General features: G+C 54.4%; 18 protein-coding genes. 11 read left to right on the forward strand and 7 right to left on the reverse strand.

The features are described from left to right. Nucleotide 1: 1 nt before the first annotated feature. The 4 genes from QQJ87_RS13835 to QQJ87_RS13850 all read right to left on the reverse strand — a co-directional run bounded on the left by QQJ87_RS13835 (nucleotide 2) and on the right by QQJ87_RS13850 (nucleotide 2,710). Nucleotides 2–1,126 (reverse strand): beta-ketoacyl-ACP synthase III, encoded by a 1,125-nt coding sequence (locus QQJ87_RS13835; RefSeq protein WP_284282457.1) that lies wholly within the window; start codon nucleotides 1,124–1,126, stop codon nucleotides 2–4. Nucleotides 1,127–1,249: 123 nt separating this feature from the next. Beyond that, complete coding sequence (locus QQJ87_RS13840) at nucleotides 1,250–1,480, reverse strand: hypothetical protein (protein WP_284282458.1); 231 nt, start codon at nucleotides 1,478–1,480, stop codon at nucleotides 1,250–1,252. A gap of 237 nt (nucleotides 1,481–1,717) precedes the next feature. Further along, on the reverse strand, nucleotides 1,718–2,494 hold the full coding sequence (locus tag QQJ87_RS13845) for a hypothetical protein (RefSeq protein WP_284282459.1): 777 nt from the start codon (nucleotides 2,492–2,494) through the stop codon (nucleotides 1,718–1,720). Between the two features lie 3 nt (nucleotides 2,495–2,497). After that, nucleotides 2,498–2,710 carry a hypothetical protein gene (locus QQJ87_RS13850; RefSeq protein WP_284282460.1) on the reverse strand — a complete coding sequence of 71 codons (213 nt, stop codon included), beginning with the start codon at nucleotides 2,708–2,710 and terminating at the stop codon, nucleotides 2,498–2,500. Nucleotides 2,711–2,843: 133 nt separating this feature from the next. Here QQJ87_RS13850 and QQJ87_RS13855 point away from each other — a divergent pair, with 133 nt between their 5' ends. From QQJ87_RS13855 to QQJ87_RS13865, 3 genes are all read left to right on the forward strand, one after another. Further along, complete coding sequence (locus tag QQJ87_RS13855) at nucleotides 2,844–3,569, forward strand: queuosine precursor transporter (protein WP_284282461.1); 726 nt, start codon at nucleotides 2,844–2,846, stop codon at nucleotides 3,567–3,569. A gap of 8 nt (nucleotides 3,570–3,577) precedes the next feature. Continuing rightward, nucleotides 3,578–4,522: an alpha/beta fold hydrolase gene (locus QQJ87_RS13860; protein ID WP_431310107.1), complete on the forward strand. Its 945-nt coding sequence runs from the start codon at nucleotides 3,578–3,580 to the stop codon at nucleotides 4,520–4,522. Nucleotides 4,523–4,687: 165 nt separating this feature from the next. Then, nucleotides 4,688–5,059, forward strand: coding sequence for a 5-carboxymethyl-2-hydroxymuconate Delta-isomerase (locus tag QQJ87_RS13865; RefSeq protein WP_284282463.1), 372 nt, complete (start codon nucleotides 4,688–4,690; stop codon nucleotides 5,057–5,059). Between the two features lie 9 nt (nucleotides 5,060–5,068). On the opposite strand, the gene QQJ87_RS13870 is transcribed toward QQJ87_RS13865, so the two are convergent. Then, nucleotides 5,069–5,824: an esterase/lipase family protein gene (locus QQJ87_RS13870; RefSeq protein WP_284282464.1), complete on the reverse strand. Its 756-nt coding sequence runs from the start codon at nucleotides 5,822–5,824 to the stop codon at nucleotides 5,069–5,071. Nucleotides 5,825–6,112: 288 nt separating this feature from the next. Here QQJ87_RS13870 and QQJ87_RS13875 point away from each other — a divergent pair, with 288 nt between their 5' ends. Both QQJ87_RS13875 and QQJ87_RS13880 read left to right on the forward strand, forming a co-directional pair. Then, on the forward strand, nucleotides 6,113–9,178 hold the full coding sequence (locus QQJ87_RS13875; protein WP_284282466.1) for a parallel beta-helix domain-containing protein: 3,066 nt from the start codon (nucleotides 6,113–6,115) through the stop codon (nucleotides 9,176–9,178). Between the two features lie 97 nt (nucleotides 9,179–9,275). Continuing rightward, a complete protein-coding gene (locus QQJ87_RS13880; RefSeq protein WP_284282467.1) occupies nucleotides 9,276–10,094 on the forward strand; it encodes a mechanosensitive ion channel family protein in 819 nt (272 codons plus the stop codon). Nucleotides 10,095–10,115: 21 nt separating this feature from the next. Here the strand turns inward: QQJ87_RS13880 and QQJ87_RS13885 are convergent, their stop codons facing one another. Beyond that, entirely contained in the window at nucleotides 10,116–10,508 is a 393-nt protein-coding gene (locus QQJ87_RS13885) for a DUF5329 family protein (protein ID WP_284282469.1), read from the reverse strand. Nucleotides 10,509–10,671: 163 nt separating this feature from the next. Here QQJ87_RS13885 and QQJ87_RS13890 point away from each other — a divergent pair, with 163 nt between their 5' ends. Beyond that, the gene (locus QQJ87_RS13890) at nucleotides 10,672–11,667 is read left to right on the forward strand and encodes an alpha/beta fold hydrolase (RefSeq protein WP_284282471.1); all 996 of its coding nucleotides are present in this window, start codon (nucleotides 10,672–10,674) and stop codon (nucleotides 11,665–11,667) included. A gap of 36 nt (nucleotides 11,668–11,703) precedes the next feature. Continuing rightward, nucleotides 11,704–12,003: a hypothetical protein gene (locus QQJ87_RS13895; RefSeq protein WP_284282472.1), complete on the forward strand. Its 300-nt coding sequence runs from the start codon at nucleotides 11,704–11,706 to the stop codon at nucleotides 12,001–12,003. Here QQJ87_RS13895 and QQJ87_RS13900 read toward each other — a convergent pair whose 3' ends face one another. After that, nucleotides 12,004–12,771: an enoyl-CoA hydratase/isomerase family protein gene (locus tag QQJ87_RS13900; protein WP_284282473.1), complete on the reverse strand. Its 768-nt coding sequence runs from the start codon at nucleotides 12,769–12,771 to the stop codon at nucleotides 12,004–12,006. Nucleotides 12,772–12,982: 211 nt separating this feature from the next. Between QQJ87_RS13900 and QQJ87_RS13905 the strand changes: the two genes are divergently transcribed. Genes QQJ87_RS13905 through QQJ87_RS13920 form a run of 4 tightly spaced genes read left to right on the forward strand, consistent with a single transcriptional unit; the run spans nucleotide 12,983 to nucleotide 17,052 of the window. Beyond that, nucleotides 12,983–14,182, forward strand: coding sequence for a methyl-accepting chemotaxis protein (locus tag QQJ87_RS13905; protein WP_284282474.1), 1,200 nt, complete (start codon nucleotides 12,983–12,985; stop codon nucleotides 14,180–14,182). A gap of 12 nt (nucleotides 14,183–14,194) precedes the next feature. Next, nucleotides 14,195–14,560 (forward strand): response regulator, encoded by a 366-nt coding sequence (locus tag QQJ87_RS13910; protein WP_284282475.1) that lies wholly within the window; start codon nucleotides 14,195–14,197, stop codon nucleotides 14,558–14,560. A gap of 31 nt (nucleotides 14,561–14,591) precedes the next feature. Beyond that, nucleotides 14,592–14,897 (forward strand): STAS domain-containing protein, encoded by a 306-nt coding sequence (locus QQJ87_RS13915; protein WP_284282476.1) that lies wholly within the window; start codon nucleotides 14,592–14,594, stop codon nucleotides 14,895–14,897. A 4-nt stretch (nucleotides 14,898–14,901) separates the two neighbouring features. Beyond that, nucleotides 14,902–17,052: a chemotaxis protein CheA gene (locus QQJ87_RS13920; protein WP_284282477.1), complete on the forward strand. Its 2,151-nt coding sequence runs from the start codon at nucleotides 14,902–14,904 to the stop codon at nucleotides 17,050–17,052. Nucleotides 17,053–17,076: the final 24 nt, after the last annotated feature.

Genomic DNA, 17,076 nt, shown 5'->3' on the forward strand with positions numbered 1-17,076 from the left:
TTCAGGTCTTACGGACAATCACGCTGCCAATCGAGTAACCTGCACCGAAGGAGCAGATTACGCCAACGTCGCCTTGCTGCAGGTCGGCGTTGTGGCGGTGAAAGGCGATGATTGAACCCGCAGACGCCGTGTTGGCAAATTCATCGAGAATGACCGGGGCTTTGTCGCTGGTCACCTCGTGTGCACCCAACAGCTTTTTGGCAATCAGCTGGTTCATGCTGAGGTTGGCCTGGTGCAGCCAGTAGCGGCGCACATCATTGGCTGAATTCAAACCGAGGCTTTCCAGGTGGGTGGCCATGTGCTCAGCCGCCATGGGGCAAACTTCCTTGAACACTTTGCGACCTTCCTGTTTGAACAGTTTGTCGCGCGCATCGGGGTCTGCGTCTTCCGAGCGGTTCATGAAGCCAAAGTTGTTGCGGATGTTGTTCGAAAACACGGTGGCCAGCTTGGTGCCCAGTACTTCCCAACTGCCAGGTTTGGCGTCTTCAAGTCTTTCAACCAGAATGGCCGTGCACACATCACCAAAGATGAAATGGCAGTCGCGGTCGCGCCAGGCGTGGTGTGCGGATGTAATTTCCGGATTGACCACCAGTACAGCCCTTGCACAGCCTGTGCGCACAGCATTCACTGCCTGTTCAATGCCGAATGTGGCGGATGAACAGGCCACGTTCATGTCATACCCAAAGCCCTTGATGCCCAGTGCTTCCTGAATTTCAATTGACATGGCCGGGTAGGCGCGCTGCATATTGGCTGCTGAGCAGATGACCGCATCAATGTCTTCCGGTTTTTTACCGGCTTTGTTCATGGCGTCCTGGCAGGCTTTGACCGAGATTTCAGCCATCAGCGACAATTCTTCATTGCTGCGCTCATGAAAGATCGGGTGCATTCTTTCCGGGTCCAGAATGCCGGTCTTTTCCAGTACGTAGCGTTGCTTGATGCCGGACGCCTGTTCAATAAAGCCCACACTGGATTCCGCCAGCGCAGTCAGTTCACCTTTGGCGATTGCGTCCGCATTGTGTTGGTTGTAACGCGCAACGTAGGTGTTGAATGACTCAACCAGTTCTTCGTTGGTGATGGTGAAAGGGGGAATGTACAGGCCAGTGGCACTGATGGCGACCTTGATCATGCTGTCTCGCTGTTGTTGTTCGGCGTTGTTCCAAATTATTGCACGCCTTGAACTGGGCTGTAACATCCAGACAGCAAAAAGCCCGGTTGCTCACCGGGCCTTGCTTCAATCCGCTGGGTGTATTCAGGCTTTGATCGCAGGGGTGCTGCGCTTTTGCTGAATGCGTTTAACCTGGTACACCGCAACAAGCATGGCTTGAGCCACAACCAGGGCCGCAGCCGCTAACAGATTGGGGCCTTCGTTGCCGGTGTAGTTGATGTATTCAACACCTGCGTTGGTCAGAAAGCCCAAAGTCATGATGGCCATGAACAACACGCCGGGGGTACGAACGATAGAGCGAATGATTGATTGCATGATATTTCCCTTCAGTCAGTTTTTGTGGGTTCGGATATTCTTGGTTCCGAATTACCTGGTGCATTCACGTTGTGTGTTTGCGTGAATTAATTGTGTACATTTGTGCACTGAAAGTCAAATTGTTTTCAAAAAATTGCTCGAATATTCGCTCTAAAAATTTTTAACCTTTTGTTTTAAAAAAGAAAAATTAAAATTAATTCCGGTGTGTTTCTGTTTCATTTTTTCTCAAAGTAGGGGTCAACTTAAAAAATCGGCCAATTGGCCGGCAATGCCGATCTTTTCAGCCAGCTTTTTCGCCTTGTCCCGATAGGCCTTGTTCACTTGGTCCGTCAGTTTGGCCATGCGTGCCTGTTCTTTCGCACTCATTTCAGCGGTAATCAACATGATTTCCTGAATGAATTCAGGCGTGGCGTAGGCTGCAGCAATCAACTCCAGCAGTTTTTCTTCGGTCAGCATGTTGGCCAGTTTGGCGATGCGGTCTTTGCGCTGGGCAAAACAGGACACATGCAGGTTGACCGCAGGGTCCTCAATCACTTCCATGATCTCGATGGTTTTCTTTTCCGGCATGAAGTCGGTGAAACCGCCCAGCACATGAAATTCACCATCGTGAATCAGTTTGACGGTGACTTTCTTGAGCAAGTCAACGGGCAGTTCTGCCAGCATTTGCTGCGCGCGTTCGGGTATCTGGTTGCGGGCCACGTCGGCCATGAACTCCGCGTCGAAGTGTTTGCACAAGCCGACTGCCTTGCTGATCGGCGTGAAGTAGGACATGTTGGCCGTAATGGCCGGGCCAAACACCTTGGTGCACAGTGTGGCGCTGATGCCATCGGGGGCCAACTTGCCCGCGCCTGCGATTCGTTCAAACACCGGGCCGAACTTGTTCAGCAGGCTGTTCTGAAAGGTGGTGCGCAGCTTCTGCAGGCTGACTGCATCCAGCTTGTCGAGGTAGGCCAGGTCAGCAGGCTCTTTGTGAAGGGCCTGGGCCAGGCGACGTAATTCAGTGTTTCTGTCCATGATTCAAAGCCCCAGTATTTTTTTGACGGCACCACGCAGCAGGCGTGGAATGTGTTCAAGCGCGTTGTCCATGCTTTCCTTCAGGAAGGCATCGTGCTTTTGATGGGCCTGTTCAAGATCTTGGGCAAGTTGCTTTTGCTGGGCAGCGGTCAAGGCTTCCAGTTCGGGCAGCGCATTGCCTACAATGGCTTGCAGGCTGGCGTCGAGTTTGGCCATGGTTGTCTCCTGTTTGTCATTGAAACATCATAAACGTTGTCGATGACTGTTCGTGCGGGTTTGCCTGCAAAACTCTGGAAGATGCGCTCTATACTTGGCTGATCTTGAAAAAGAACAACCCGGAGCAGTCCTCATGAGCAAAGTTCAGCCAATTCAAGGCAATCGCAGCCGCCAATACAAATATTACGATTTCATTCTGGCCGCCTTTGTGGTGGTGCTCTTGTGCTCAAACCTGATTGGCCCCGCCAAAATTGCGCAGCTTGATTTGCCCCTGGTTGGCAGCGTCACGTTTGGCGCGGGTGTGCTGTTTTTCCCCATTTCCTATTTGTACGGCGATATTTTGACGGAGGTGTATGGCTATGGGCTGGACCGCAGAGCTGTGTGGGCCGGGTTTGGCGGCTTGATTTTTGCTTCTTTCATGGCCTGGGTGGTGGTGCACTTGCCCGCCGCACCGTTTTGGCAGGACAGGCAAGCCGCCATTGAAAGCGTATTCGGCAACACCTGGCGCATTGTGCTGGCCTCGCTGGTGGCCTTCTGGAGTGGCAGCTTTGCCAACAGCTTTGTGCTGGCCAAAATGAAAATCCTGACGAAAGGCAAGCACCTGTGGACCCGCACCATTGGTTCAACCTTGGTGGGCGAACTGGTCGACTCCAGTCTGTTTTACACCATCGCCTTCTGGGGCATCATGACCAAAGAGCAGCTCATCACGGTTACGTTGACCCAATACGTGCTCAAAACCGGTTGGGAAGTGGTGGCCACTCCACTGACTTACTGGATCGTGGCCAGCCTGAAACGCGCTGAAAACGAAGACTATTACGACACAAACACCTCATTTAACCCCTTTACCCTGAAAGCCTGATGAATCAAATGCCCGGCAGCCAGCCTTCCATGGCGGCTTACCAACCCGTTCAAAAGCCGGTTTCCAGCTTCGTCAAGCTGCGTGGCTTGAACACCCATTTGCACACCTGGGGCGAGCCCGATTGGCCTTTGGTGCTGATGTTGCACGGCTGGATGGATGTCGGCGCCAGTTTTCAGTTTGTGGTGGACTGCATGGCCAACCAATGGCGCGTGGTTGCCCCTGATCTGCGCGGCTTTGGCCTGACAGACTGGCCCGTGGGCAAAGGCGATGGCACAGCCAGGTCGTACTGGTTTGGCGATTACCTGGCCGACCTGGATGCCTTGATTGATCATCTAAGCCCCACTCAGCCTGTCAACCTGGTGGGGCACAGCATGGGTGGCAACATCGTGATGCTGTACGCGGGTGTCAGGCCCCAGCGCATTCGCAGCCTTGTCAACCTGGAGGGTTTCGGTTTGCTGGACGCAAATCCCGCCAAGGCGGGCAAGCGTTACGCCCGCTGGCTGGATGAGCTGAAAGAGCCGCCCACACTGCGCACCTATGGCAGCCTTGAGGCCGTGGCGCAACGCCTCCAGAAAACCAATCCCAGATTAACCACCGACAAAGCCTTGTATCTGGCGGCGCACTGGGCTGAAAGCACCGAGAGCGGTTATCGCATTCTTGGCGATGCAGCGCACCGTATTTCAAACCCGATTGGCTATCGATTGAACGAGGCGCAGGCCATTTGGGTCAGTATTGAGGCGCCTGTTCTACACGTAGAGGCTGCGCAAACCGAGGCGGGCTTGTGGATGGCGCGTCAGGGTGAGCAGGCTGATTTCGATGCCCTGCGGACCCGGTTTGAATGCGTACCCGATTGGCGTTTTGCCCGCATTGACGATGCCGGCCATATGTTGCATCACGACCAACCGGCTGAACTGGCCCGGCTGATTGAATCTCATCTGGCAGAACACAGGTAAAAAAAAGCCGACCTTTTGAGGGGTCGGCTAAACCTTTCTCGCTTGCGGAGAAGAGGAGACATTGGTTGGAGAACTGTAACAGTCCTCGATGTCAGTATTTTGCGTCTGTCTAACCTTTTGTTCAAGCTGATTTGTAGGTGATTCCTACTAGTTTTGGAGTAATAAATGCCCCATGTCACCGTGGAATACAGTTCGAACCTGTCCACCCTGGATGTGCCCTGGGTGTTGTACAAACTCAATCAATGCCTGGTTGACCTAGACATCTTTCAAGAAAGTGACATCAAAACGCGCGCTTATCGCGCTGATCCATTTCTGATCGGCTTGCAAGACGAGGCAGTTGAGCACGCTTTTTTTGCCGTCCGGGTAGAAATGTTGAGTGGTCGCGAACGGGCCGTGAAGGTGCAGGTGGGGCAAGCTTTGCTGCGCACGCTGGAAGTGCTGCGCATCGGATTGCCCGAGGTTACGACCCAACTGACCGTGCAGGTTCAGGAAATTGAGCCTGAAATTTACTTCAAGAGCTACACCACTGGGGATTAGGGCTCTCTGCTACGCGCCCAAGTGCGGATAAATCTCCGCTTTCAAGTGATTGAACAGTCTGGCATCGTCCAGCAGCGCCATGTGCCCGCTGCGTTCAAGCAAGGTGTGTCGTGCGCCGTCCAGTTTGGCGGCCTTGGTGCGCAACAGCAAAGCGTCGGGTGTGGCTATGACGCTGGTCATTTTGTGGCGGTAAGCGCGATCCGCCTTGTTCAGTTCACTTAAAAAGCGGCTGCCCGGCAACATGTCTACGACGCAATCGCCAAGACCCAGGTGCGCCATGTGAGTGCCTTGGTGGGGTGTGGCCAGGGTAAACAGGTGCTGGACCTGTTGGCGCATTTGCCAGTGTTTGAGCATGGCCTGACGGCAAATCAAACCGCCCATGGAATGCCCCACCAAAAATACGGGTGAATTCTCACATTCTTCACGACTCAGGGTCAGGTTCATGAACGTGGCGAAATCGCTGGCCATTTCACGCACGCTGGCCAATGTGTAACGGGGTTTGTACAGGGCCAGGCGAACACCGCTCCACAGCAATTCCTCGTACAGCGTGGAAAAGCAACCGTGGTTTTCAAGGTAACCCGGCACGAGGAAAACAATCGGGAGTCGGTGATCCTGAAAGTTGGGGCTGAACTGGGGAATGGCGTTGGGTACGCGTTGGCGAAACAGGAAGCTCAAACCCAGCAGATAACCCTCTCGGGCGGCTGCCCGTGCATGCCCAACCAGACCTTCGGCGGGTTTGTGCAAAATGGGTGGCAATGCGGCCATGCTGTCTCCTGCTGCTTTTGATGCTTTTAAGTTACGCCAGCTGTTTCTTTTGTTTCATTTTGATTAACGGAAAAATTACGCGCAGATTGAGCTTTTGGGGGCGCGATTTCGTGGTTTTCAGCGTAAACCCCTACGGAATCGCCTAAGTTTCAGCTAAGTTTTTTAAAGAAGTGTCAAAAAGCCGACACAAGTCCCCATCCAGACCGTCAGACCCTCAGTAACACCCTGAGATGTACCTGCAGCACAACACACCAATCAAATACACAACAAGGACAGGCAGAGGTCATCATGGGGACACGCAACATTGCAGCGGTGCTGCTGGGCGCAGCGTTGGTCACACTGGGGGGGTGTTGGTCATCCGGCAACGATTCAGGAGGTGGCAGCGCATCCGTCAGCCCGTCTGGCAGTGGTGGTTCCACGGTCACCCCCTCTGAGGCAAATGGGCGGGTGTTTTTGATCAAACCAGGCCCCAACGCCACCACCGACATGGTCAAGGCCATGGTTCAACTCAAACCCAAGGACGTGCTGCGGTTCGACTGCGGGTTTTTCAACCTGACGACCGGCATTCAAATCACCGCCACAGAAGATGTCACGATCGAAGGCTGCGGCAAAGACAACACGTTCCTGTCCTTTCGGGACAGCAATTCCCAGGAAGGCTTTCTGGCGTCCAACGTGGTGGGCGTAACCCTGCAAGACCTCACGATTGGCGATTCTCCCGGTGACGCCATCAAGATGAAGGGCGTCAACCATGGCAACATTTTGCGCGCGCGGGCCATTTGGAGCAGTGGTCGCAAAACAGCGGCCGAGGTGCCCATCACCGCTCAAAACTTCAAACAACAGGTGAAGGTGGGTTGCACCGACCCTGCCCGACACGACCCCAACAACCCCAATCCACTGGAGACCGATCACAGTTCGCCCGATTACACCGTCAGCACCGCATCGGGCCGATATGGCATTTACCCGGTGCAGTCGCGCAACATCTTGGTGGAAGACACGGAATCAATCGGTGCATCGGATGCAGGCATTTACGTGGGCCAAACCAATATCGCCAAGATCCGCAAAAGCAGGGCGGCCTTTAACGTGTTCGGGTTTGAAATTGAAAACGTTCAGAATGGCGAATATTCAGAGAACGTGGCTGAATGCAATTCTGGTGGCTTTTTGGTGTACGACCTGGACAACCTGACGCAATACGGATCCAAGTCGCGGGTGTACAACAACATTGCACGCAACAACAACACGTACAACTTCGCGGTGCCCGGTTCAATCGTTTCCAACGTGCCACGCGGTTCGGGCCTGATCACGCTGGCCTACGACAAAATCGACATTTTCGGCAACACGTTTGAAAACAACGGCACAGCGGGCATCATTTTGACCAGCTATGACCTGTTGGGTGAAAACGGCGACCGTCGAATGGACGTGTATTCCGAAGCGGTGAATATTTACGGCAACACCTTTAAAAACAACGGCAATGACCTGCCTTCACCCGACTTTGCCACCATTGTGGCCACCCAGGGGTCCCAGATCAGCACGGCTTTTCCGGCGGTGGTAGGCATTAAAAATGCTGCGGCGGGTGGCGGTTACCGGGGTGCCCACATTGTGTGGGACGGCTACATGGACAGCCTGAACAAAGACTGTGCTGCCCCCACCGACAAGGACGGCAAACCGGTGCCGGTGGACGCTGAGGGCAAGCCCATTCAGGGCAACCAGTACCCCAACCCCAGTTGCCGGTACAACAAGTACAAGTTCGATACACAAGGCAAGCGGATTGTGCCCAAATGGTGGTTCAGTTGCATCAACCCCGACAACAATTTTTCATCGGACAGTCTCGCCTTCTCCAATTTCCATGGCACGCGCGGTCTGGATGCCGTGGTCAACCTCAATACCAATGACCCCACCAAAAACCTGTCGGTGGAATACATCAACAGCATTGCAAGCGGCATTCCGCTGCTGGCGGCCGATCTGGATGTCAGCAAGCACAACTGCATGGCGCGTTTTGGCGCGGGTTTGCCCCATTTGCCAGACTTCGCTTTTGAGCCCTACACACCCACAGGTGCCTACGCGCCAGAACCCGTGCAAGCCAGGGTGGATGCACTGTGCAACGCCCCGCAAAAAGCGGGTGAGGTCAACGAAGCCGCGTATGAGGTGAACTGTCCTGATTTGGCCCAGTACAACCTGTTTGCCGATGCCCAGGACCCACGAAGCATGCCCAATGGACAAGGCATGCCGTATGTGTTGAACACCAAGCTGTTCAGTGACTATGCGCTCAAGCACCGGGTGATGTTTATTCCGCGTGGCAAGAAGGCGGTGTTTCTGGCCGATGAAGACAAGCGCATCAACTCCACCATTGACTTCCCGGTGGGCACCATCATTGCCAAAACCTTTGCCTTCGTAGACCAGCCCAAGGGCACCGAAATGCCTTACGAAACCCGTTTGTTGATCAAACGTCAGCGTGAAGACGGTCAAAAATACTGGGAAGGGTTGGAGTACGTGTGGCAAACCGGTGAAGGCGGTGCCCGCAAAGCCCTGTTGACCCAATACGGGGGCACCGCAAGCGCCAGTTGGGACTATGTGGACAATGACACCGGTGTGCGTCACCAGGGCAGCACCAATGAATACCTGCTGCCCAATGCCAGCCAGTGTTCGGTTTGCCACAGCAACAACGATGTGGACCCGGGTACTGCGCCCATTGGCCCCAAACCACGTAACCTGAACCGGGCCTACCACACCGAGTCGCCTTTGGCTGTCGGCCAAAGTCAGCATGCAGTCAATGGCAAGAACCAGCTGAAATTCATGTGTGACAACGGGTTGATGACGGGCTGCCCAAGCAGCTTCAATCTGGATTCCCGTGGTGTGGCCACCAATGTTCGGCACAATCCGAGGTTCAACATGGCGGGTGACTCCGGTTTGCCTGCAAACTCAAAAGGGGACATTGAGGCCCGTGCCCGATCCTATCTGGAGGCCAATTGCGCCCACTGTCACAACGAAAACGGCCAGGCCTCCAACACCGGCTTTTATCTGGATGTGTTCCGCAGGGTTGACGGCAACATGGGTGTGTGCAAAAAGCCAACCGCCAGCGGCACAGAAGGGCGGGGCGGCCGAATTTACGACATCACGCCTGCGCACTCAGATCAGTCGATTTTGACTTATCGCATCGGGCCTGATGCCACAGCCATTGCGGCGCGCATGCCACAACTGGGTCGCAGTGTGGTGGACACCGAGGCGGTGGCATTGATCTCCAAATGGATCGACACCGTGGTGGACAACACCTACGACAACGCCGACGCTTGCCAGGCCAGCAACAATCAACAACAAGGCACCTCACTTCCTGTGGTGGGCACAGTGCCAATTCCGTAGCCTGAGTCTCTGTCAGAGGCTGCGTTTTCAGGGGGTGTTTCGCAAGGAACGTCCCCTTTTTCCATTTTGGGGCTGAAAGTTTTGTATCCTTGGGGCTATGGCTTTTTTACACGACCCCACCACACTGTTTCTTTTCAAGCTGTTGGCTACGCTGTTGCTGTTGGCCAGTGGCTTTTTCGTCAACCGGGCACTGTCTTGGTCATTGCGCAGGCTTCACCCCAATCGGCCAGACAAGGCCCGTTCGCAGCTGGTGTTTGTGAAAAACCTGGTGCGGCTGGTGGTGTTCGTGTGTCTGGTGATCGTGTGGGCCTCTCAGATTTCGGGGGCCCTGCTGTCGGTGGCTGCCATCGCCGGTGCGCTGATCATCACCGGCAAGGAGTTTGTTCTCAGTCTGTTTGGTTATGTGAACATTTCGTTGGCGAAACCCTTTCGCATTGGCGACTACATTGAAATTGGCGTGCAAAACGGGCGAGTGATTGACATCGACCTGCTGACCACCAAGTTGTTTGAAATTGGCCCCTCGGGCAAATACACCGGGCGGCGTCTGGCGGTGCCCAATTCGATGGTATTTACCCACACGGTGAAGCATTCTTCCATGTTGGGGCATTTCAGCCTGTATCAAATTGAAATCATCTTGCCGTTCACTGCAGACACCAAGCGGGCCGAGGAAGTGGCCTTGAAGGTGGCCAAGGCAGTGGCCGATGAATGGGTAGAGGCCGCAGACCGCTACTTCGACATGATCGAGGTGGCTGATTTTGTGGATTTGCCCAGCGCGCACCCTGCCGTGTTCTGGCAGGCCTACAACGAGTTGGCGCACAAAATGATTATTCGCATGGCCTGCCCACTCGACAAGCGGGGCGACGCCGAGCAGGCGGTTTATCGTGGCTTTTGGCAGGAATTCGGGCCCGTGCGCTAAAGCGATCTAATCGGGACGGGCTTATTGGCCCTTTTCGCGATATTTCATCAACTCGCGGGTCAGCCACGCATTGCTGGTCTGCTCGGGCTGGTTGGGGCACTTGACGGTGTACACCCGGCCGCTCAATTCGCTTTTGGTGGCGGCCAGTTTGATGAAGTCCTCTGTTGTCAGAATGTCGTCCCAGTAGTAATTCAACTTGCGTTCAATGTGCTTTCGCGCTTCCGGGCCTTTGTGCGCGCTTCCATTCCTGTTGTAGGTGCAGTCGCTTTGTTGAACAAAATCAAGAAGGTGGTTGATTTCAGCCTGGGTGGATTTGGCGGGCGATGCTTCTGCAGCCAGGGCTGTAAACACCATGAAAAGCCCCAGAATGGCGATCATCAAAAAGCGGGTAACGGCGTTGTTTTTCACATTCATGTCCTTTTTTTGCGAATGCACATTCTACTTTGTGCATTGACAGTGGGGTTATCCCCACTTACCTTTACATCAGTCAATGTTACATTTGAAATAACAAACAAACGTTTGACTGAATAAAAAAGCAGTCCACCTGCACCAAGCCCACCGTTGGAGAACACGACAGATGGTTAAAGAAGTCGCCGCCGCACAGACTGGCATGCATCAGCTTGAATTGGCCTTTCTGAAAGATGTTGGACCGAAATACCTCACCCTGGCCCGCGCGCCCCATGGACTGAAGATCCGCCAATGGAAAAGCCGTTCTACCGTGCCCCTGCTGAACAAGCTGCATGCCGGTTTTTCGGGTTTGAAGCGCAAGCAGGCCTTGGTGGATGATCATCGGCTGGTCTGGCTGGAAGGTGGTTTGCCCGAGGGCACGCCCGTTGTCCTGCTTCATGGTTTTGCATCCAACAAGGAAAACTGGCTGTCGCTGGTGCCTTTTTTGTTGCGCCACTATCGCGTGTTTGTGCTGGACCTGCCCGGCTGGGGTGAAAGCACCTTCAACGCCAACTTGCCTTACGGCCTCGACGACCAGGTGGCCCGTGTGGCCAGTTGGATGCAGGCACACGTGTCAGGCAAGGCGCATGTGGTTGGCAACTCCGTAGGGGGCATTGTGGCGGGCTTGTTGGCAGGCCGCCACCCCGAACTGACCAAAACCGTGTGTTTGATGAATCCGGCAGGGGCCAAGGGAAGCAACGCCACACGATTTGAAGATGGCTTGCGCAAAGGGCAAAACCCGATGATTGTCGAGAGCCTGGCCGGTGCCCACACCCTGCTGAGTCTCGCCATTCACAGCAAGCCGATTGCATTGGCCCTGGCCCCATTGATGGCGCAAGACCTGATCAACCGTCGGCACGTGAACCGCCACCTGTTTCATCAGATGTTTGTGAATGCCCCCGATGAAAGCAAGCGCGGCATGTGCAACATCGAGTCACCTGCCTTGATCATGTGGGGCAAAGAGGACAAGTTGGTGCATTACACCGGCGCGTTTCTGTATCAGGAAGTCATTCCCGGTTCAGAGCTTGTTTTGTTTGATCAGGTTGGCCACCTGCCCATGGTCGAGATCCCAATGAAAACCACCAAAACCCTCCAGAACTTCTGGAAATCGGTCGAATCCGAATAAACTTGGGTCAGGAATAACTGACAACAAGGGGTTTGCATGAAATTTCGTTCAGGAGCAGTGGCCGTATTGTGTCTGGCAGCATTGGCATTGACTGCGTGCAGCAAGAAACTGGAAGGCACCTACAAAGACGATTTGGGTTTGCAAAAGTACGAGTTCAAGTCGGATGGCAATGTGTACGTGTCTACCATGGGCATCACCAAAGAAAGCAAGTACACCGTTGAAGACAAAAAGGTGAAGATCAAAAACGGCGACGACGTCACCATTTATGACCTTCAGGACGACGGTACCATCAAAGGGCCCTTGGGCATGTTGCTCAAGCCCCAGCCCGGCAAATAATTACTTCTTTCTGGCGGCCGCCAGTTGCGCCTGCAAGGCATCAATGCGCTGGTGGTTGTCTTCTGAACCGATGTAAGTTCTGAACAGCCACTCCTGGGTGCGCATGGACGTGTCCAGGTCTTGGTTCAGCACCACATTTGACAGGCGTTTGGTTTCAGCCAGTGCGGCCCGGTCGTAGCCTGCCATGTCTTTTGCAATTTGCGCCACGCTGCTCAACAGTTCGCCTTCTGCAAACACTTTGCTGACATATCCCATGCGTTCGGCTTCAGCCGCGTCATAGATTCGGCCTGTCAGGGCCACTTCCTTGGCTCGGCCCAGGCCGATGATGCGCCACAGGGGGTCCATGATGGGGGTCAGTGACAGCACAATTTCACGCTGCCCGAACTTTGCGCGTGTGGAGGCATAGCGAATGTCACACATCATCGTCAGGTCGAAACCTCCGGCAATGGCTGCACCGCCAACCGCGCAAATCACGGGCTGTTCTGCAAACAGGATGGCGCGGTATGCCCTGTGAAACAGCGCGGTGTAGGCCTCGTTGCTGACTTTCTCCAGCTTTCGAATTTCATTGAGGTCAAAGCCAGCCGAAAAATAGCGCTCTCCACCGGTCAACACAATCACATTCACGTCCTGGCGATGCCCCAGGTTTTTGAACATGTTCTCAATTTCCAGCAGCACGTCGGGTGCCAGCGCGTTGCCTTTGTCCGGGCGATGAATGGTGACCGTGGCCACTTTGTGTTCAATGTGAAGCTGTAGGTACTGGAATTCCATGAAATGCTCTCTGTCTCTCATTGTTGTGATGGGGAAATCCCGAATTGCCTTGTAACGTTTTGTAACAACTTGTCGCGACGTTTGACCTGATTTACCACTTCTTTTCGTGGTTTTGAAAAACAGGGTCGGGTACACAATAACTCAAATGGGCTATCCCCTGATGCAGGTTGTGCGCCCAGACCCCGATCAAAATTCTGCGGAAAAAGACCCCATGGCAAATCAGGACAATTTAAAAGGGACCTTGGAAAAAATCGTACCACTGCTGGCCCTTGTGTTTTCTTTGGCACTGGCGTCTGCGGGTGCATTTGTCGGTCAGGCCTGGATTGGACTGGCCTTTGGCCTGGTGGCCGTGGTAATTGGTTTTGTGGCAGGGCGGCTTGGGCAGTCAAAGTCCGACCCCGTCGAGCAGACCCGGCAGGCCGAAGAAGACCTCCGCATAGAGCAACAAAACACCCATGATCAGCACGAGTTTCATGAACTCGGTGAGCGCTGGGTTCCGACATTGAGCAATCAGTTGAAAACGGCCAACCAGCAGATGGAGCAGGGCATCGTTCAATTGACCGATTCATTTGGTGAAATTCACCAAAAGCTGAATGAAACCGTAAAACTGGCCACCGAGGCTGCTGGCGTGTTGGGCCAGAGCACTGGCGGTGGCAGCGGTCTGTCTGAAAGTGTGCAGCACACTTTGACAGGCATGTTGAGCGACATCAAAAAGTCATTGGATGAAAAAGCCGTGATTTTTCAGGAAGTACGCGGATTTGTGACCTCCACCGATGAACTTGCCAAAATGGCCACTTCGGTAGAGGAACTGGCAGGCAAGACGAATTTGCTGGCCTTGAATGCGGCCATCGAAGCCGCTCGCGCAGGTGAGGAAGGCCGAGGCTTTTCAATCGTGGCCGATGAGGTGCGCAAACTGTCCATGTTGTCGGCAGACACAGGGTTGAAAATCCGCCAGCGTGTGGAGCAGATCGCTCAGGCTGCGCGCCGTGCAGGCGAGGGCGCCAAAAAAATGGAAGCGTCTGACCAGCACATGCTGGCAAGCGCCAATGAGGTGCTTCACGAGGTGGTCAGCCGCTTTGATGAAGTGACTGTGCCCTTGCATCACGCCAGTGAAAACATCATTCACAACACACGTCAGGTGTCATCCAGCCTGAACAGCGCAGTTGTGCATTTTCAGTTTCAAGATCGGGTGTCTCAAATTCTTGGGCATGTGGACGACAGTCTTCAAATGGTTCGGCAGCAGGTCAGCATGGGTTACAGCGGCCTGAATACGGCTGAGTTGATGCATGAACTTGAAAAGAATTACACCATGGCCGAAGAGCGCCACAATCACGGCGGCGCAGCCACAGCGGTGAAAAAGGCAGCAACCCCTGTGGCCAAGCCAGCAGACGACGACATTACATTTTTCTGAGAAAGAGTCGCTATGAGCAAGACTATTCTGATTGTGGACGATTCAACCTCCTTGAGGCAGGTGGTTTCGATGACCTTGAAAAGTCAGGGGTTTGATGTCGTCGAAGGCTGCGATGGCAAGGACGCGCTGACCAAGCTGGATGGCCGCAAAATCCATTTGATTGTGAGCGACTTGAACATGCCGAACATGGACGGCTTGAGCTTTGTTCGGGAAGTCAAAAAACTGCCGAACTACAAATTTGTACCCATCATCATGCTGACCACTGAGTCGGATGAAAAATTGAAATCCGAAGGCCAGCAGGCGGGGCTGAAAGCCTGGATGGTCAAGCCGTTCAAGCCCGAGCAAATGATTGCAGCAGTGAACAAGCTGGTTGCCTGATGCAACCCTTGAACCCTTTGAGGAGCTGAACATGGAGACCCTGAACGACACCGTGGCTGCAACGCAGGCCTATGCGCTGGAATGTCTCACAATTGCCGATTGTGGGCCCTTGTATGAGCGCATCAAGCAGGGTTTGGCACAGGGTGAATCCATCGTGCTGAACTTGAGTGATTGCCAGGAAGTGGACACCGCAGGTTTGCAATTTCTGGTGGCCATCCAAAATGACCCCGAAGTGAATTTGAAAGTGCATTGGACCAAACCCTCAGACACGGTGTCTCAAAAGGCGGCTCGCCTGGGCCTGACCTCGTGGATACACGCCGGCGCACTGGAGGTTTAAGCACATGGCTTTTGAATTTGATCTTGAATCGTCACGCGGTGTGTTTTACACCGAGGCCCGTCAGCTATTGGGTGAAGTGGAATCGTATGTGTTGCAGTTGGAACAAGACCCGCATGACACAGAAACGCTGAATGCCGCATTTCGCGCAGCACACACCATCAAGGGCAGTGCCGGGGTGTTTGGCTTGTCTGTGATTACGCATTTTGTACACGATCTTGAAACCGTGCTTGATCGGGTACGCAACGGTGAAATCGCCTTTGACGGGGCCATGAGCACGCTGGTGCTGGAGTGCCGAGACCACATTTCCAACCTAGTGGACGCCATTGAAGGGGGTGGAAACGCTGAACACGTCGGCGAGGATCTTGCACCTGTTCAATCGCAGTTGACCAAGCGCCTGCAATCCTATTTGCTGGACGCTGACCGGTCGTCTGATTCAGGCGGCGCAACCTTGCAAGATCAAGCGGCCAGCCCGGCTGTTGCCACCGATGCCTTGTGGCACATCTCCGTTCGCCTCGGAAAATCCACCCTGTGCGATGGCTTCGACCCTGCACCGATTTTTGGCTATTTGTCCACCTACGGTGCCATTGAGGCAATTATTCCCGTACTCGACAAGTTGCCCGCCTTTTCTGATCTGGATCCCGAAGGCTGTTACCTCGGCTTTGAACTGCGCTTTCGCACGGACAAAAGCAAGAAAGACATCGAAGAGGCCTTTGAGTTTCTGACGCAGGAAAGCCAACTGAGGATATTGCCTCACCAATGCAGCGTCGATGAATTTGACGCCCTGGTGGCCAGCTTGCCTGAAGAGGAGGGCCGAGCCCTGGAATTGCTGGAGCAGGCTGGTTTTACGCGGCCAGCTCCCCAGGTGCAGCTGGATCAATCCAGTGCCGTGGCAGAGCGACCTGCCGATGCCGTGGTCAATATTCCTGTTAGCCAGAAGAAGAAGGCCCCTGCAAAGGCATCTGCCTCTAGCCAGTTGATTCGTGTGCCTTCTGACAAGCTCGACGCTTTGATCAATCTGGTCGGTGAATTGGTGATTGCCAACGCCGGCACGGTTGAACAGGCCAAGCAAATGAACAACGTCAGCATGCTGGAGGCCACCAGTGCCGTGGCAGGGTTGATTGAAGAAATTCGCGATGGTGCGCTCGGTTTGCGCATGGTTCAAATTGGTGAAACCTTCCAGCGATTCCAGCGCGTGGTGCGCGACATCTCCATGGGCATGGGCAAGCAGATCAGCCTGGACATACGTGGTGAAGAAACCGAACTGGACAAAAGTGTGGTCGAAAAAATTGGCGACCCATTGATGCACCTGGTGCGCAATGCGCTGGATCACGGGCTTGAAACCCCTGCTGAGCGCGAAGCTGCCGGCAAGCCTTTGAATGGCCGACTCGGCCTGCACGCCTATCACGACAGCGGTCACATTGTGATTGAAGTGTCGGACGATGGCCGTGGCCTGGTGCGTGACAAAATTCTGAAGAAGGCCCTTGAAAAGGGCATCGTGACGCCGGAGCAAACGCTGAGCGATGCCGAGGTCAACATGCTGATTTTTGCCCCTGGGTTTTCGACGGCAGACCAGGTCACCGACATTTCGGGCCGCGGGGTAGGCATGGACGTGGTCAAACGCAACATTGAAGCGCTTCGTGGCTCTGTGCAGGTTCGTTCTGAGGCCGGCAAAGGCACCACGTTCGAAATTCGCCTGCCTTTGACACTGGCGATTATCGACGGCTTTACCATCGGCGTGGGCAATTCGGTTTATGTGATCCCGCTCGGCTTTGTGCGGGAGTGTCTGGAGTTGCCCAGCTCGGCCCTGGTTGAAGACGACCGCATGGACATTCACTACGATTTGCGCGGTGAGTTCCTGCCCTGTGTGCGCCTTCGCAAGGTGTTTGATGTCAAGGGTCCGCGACCCAAACGCGAGAACATCATCGTGGTCAGCTTTGGTGGCGTGAAGGCAGGCATTGTGACCGACCAACTGCACGGTGAAAGCCAGACCGTGATCAAGCCCCTAGGCACCCTGTTTGAACAGAACAAGGCCATCAGCGGCGCAACAATACTGGGCTCGGGCGATGTGGCATTGATCATCGACGTGCCCAAGCTGATCGGGGAAGTGGCCCACATCACCGCGCGCCAGAGCGACCGCTTGCGCCTTGTCAGCTGATCGAACTCAACGAATTTTTGAAGG

Source organism: Limnobacter litoralis (genome assembly GCF_030160455.1).
GTDB lineage: Bacteria > Pseudomonadota > Gammaproteobacteria > Burkholderiales > Burkholderiaceae_B > Limnobacter > Limnobacter litoralis.

Excerpts from the sequence above, each read along its gene's own strand:
- QQJ87_RS13885 (WP_284282469.1), bottom strand. The coding sequence starts at position 10,508 with ATGAATGTGAAAAACAACGCCGTTACCCGCTTTTTGATGATCGCCATT.
- QQJ87_RS13835 (WP_284282457.1), bottom strand. The coding sequence starts at position 1,126 with ATGATCAAGGTCGCCATCAGTGCCACTGGCCTGTACATTCCCCCTTTC.
- QQJ87_RS13870 (WP_284282464.1), bottom strand. The coding sequence starts at position 5,824 with ATGGCCGCATTGCCACCCATTTTGCACAAACCCGCCGAAGGTCTGGTT.
- QQJ87_RS13845 (WP_284282459.1), bottom strand. The coding sequence starts at position 2,494 with ATGGACAGAAACACTGAATTACGTCGCCTGGCCCAGGCCCTTCACAAA.
- QQJ87_RS13890 (WP_284282471.1), top strand. The coding sequence starts at position 10,672 with ATGGTTAAAGAAGTCGCCGCCGCACAGACTGGCATGCATCAGCTTGAA.
- QQJ87_RS13850 (WP_284282460.1), bottom strand. The coding sequence starts at position 2,710 with ATGGCCAAACTCGACGCCAGCCTGCAAGCCATTGTAGGCAATGCGCTG.
- QQJ87_RS13905 (WP_284282474.1), top strand. The coding sequence starts at position 12,983 with ATGGCAAATCAGGACAATTTAAAAGGGACCTTGGAAAAAATCGTACCA.
- QQJ87_RS13840 (WP_284282458.1), bottom strand. The coding sequence starts at position 1,480 with ATGCAATCAATCATTCGCTCTATCGTTCGTACCCCCGGCGTGTTGTTC.
- QQJ87_RS13910 (WP_284282475.1), top strand. The coding sequence starts at position 14,195 with ATGAGCAAGACTATTCTGATTGTGGACGATTCAACCTCCTTGAGGCAG.
- QQJ87_RS13900 (WP_284282473.1), bottom strand. The coding sequence starts at position 12,771 with ATGGAATTCCAGTACCTACAGCTTCACATTGAACACAAAGTGGCCACG.
- QQJ87_RS13880 (WP_284282467.1), top strand. The coding sequence starts at position 9,276 with ATGGCTTTTTTACACGACCCCACCACACTGTTTCTTTTCAAGCTGTTG.
- QQJ87_RS13860 (WP_431310107.1), top strand. The coding sequence starts at position 3,578 with ATGCCCGGCAGCCAGCCTTCCATGGCGGCTTACCAACCCGTTCAAAAG.
- QQJ87_RS13920 (WP_284282477.1), top strand. The coding sequence starts at position 14,902 with ATGGCTTTTGAATTTGATCTTGAATCGTCACGCGGTGTGTTTTACACC.
- QQJ87_RS13895 (WP_284282472.1), top strand. The coding sequence starts at position 11,704 with ATGAAATTTCGTTCAGGAGCAGTGGCCGTATTGTGTCTGGCAGCATTG.
- QQJ87_RS13865 (WP_284282463.1), top strand. The coding sequence starts at position 4,688 with ATGCCCCATGTCACCGTGGAATACAGTTCGAACCTGTCCACCCTGGAT.
- QQJ87_RS13855 (WP_284282461.1), top strand. The coding sequence starts at position 2,844 with ATGAGCAAAGTTCAGCCAATTCAAGGCAATCGCAGCCGCCAATACAAA.
- QQJ87_RS13875 (WP_284282466.1), top strand. The coding sequence starts at position 6,113 with ATGGGGACACGCAACATTGCAGCGGTGCTGCTGGGCGCAGCGTTGGTC.
- QQJ87_RS13915 (WP_284282476.1), top strand. The coding sequence starts at position 14,592 with ATGGAGACCCTGAACGACACCGTGGCTGCAACGCAGGCCTATGCGCTG.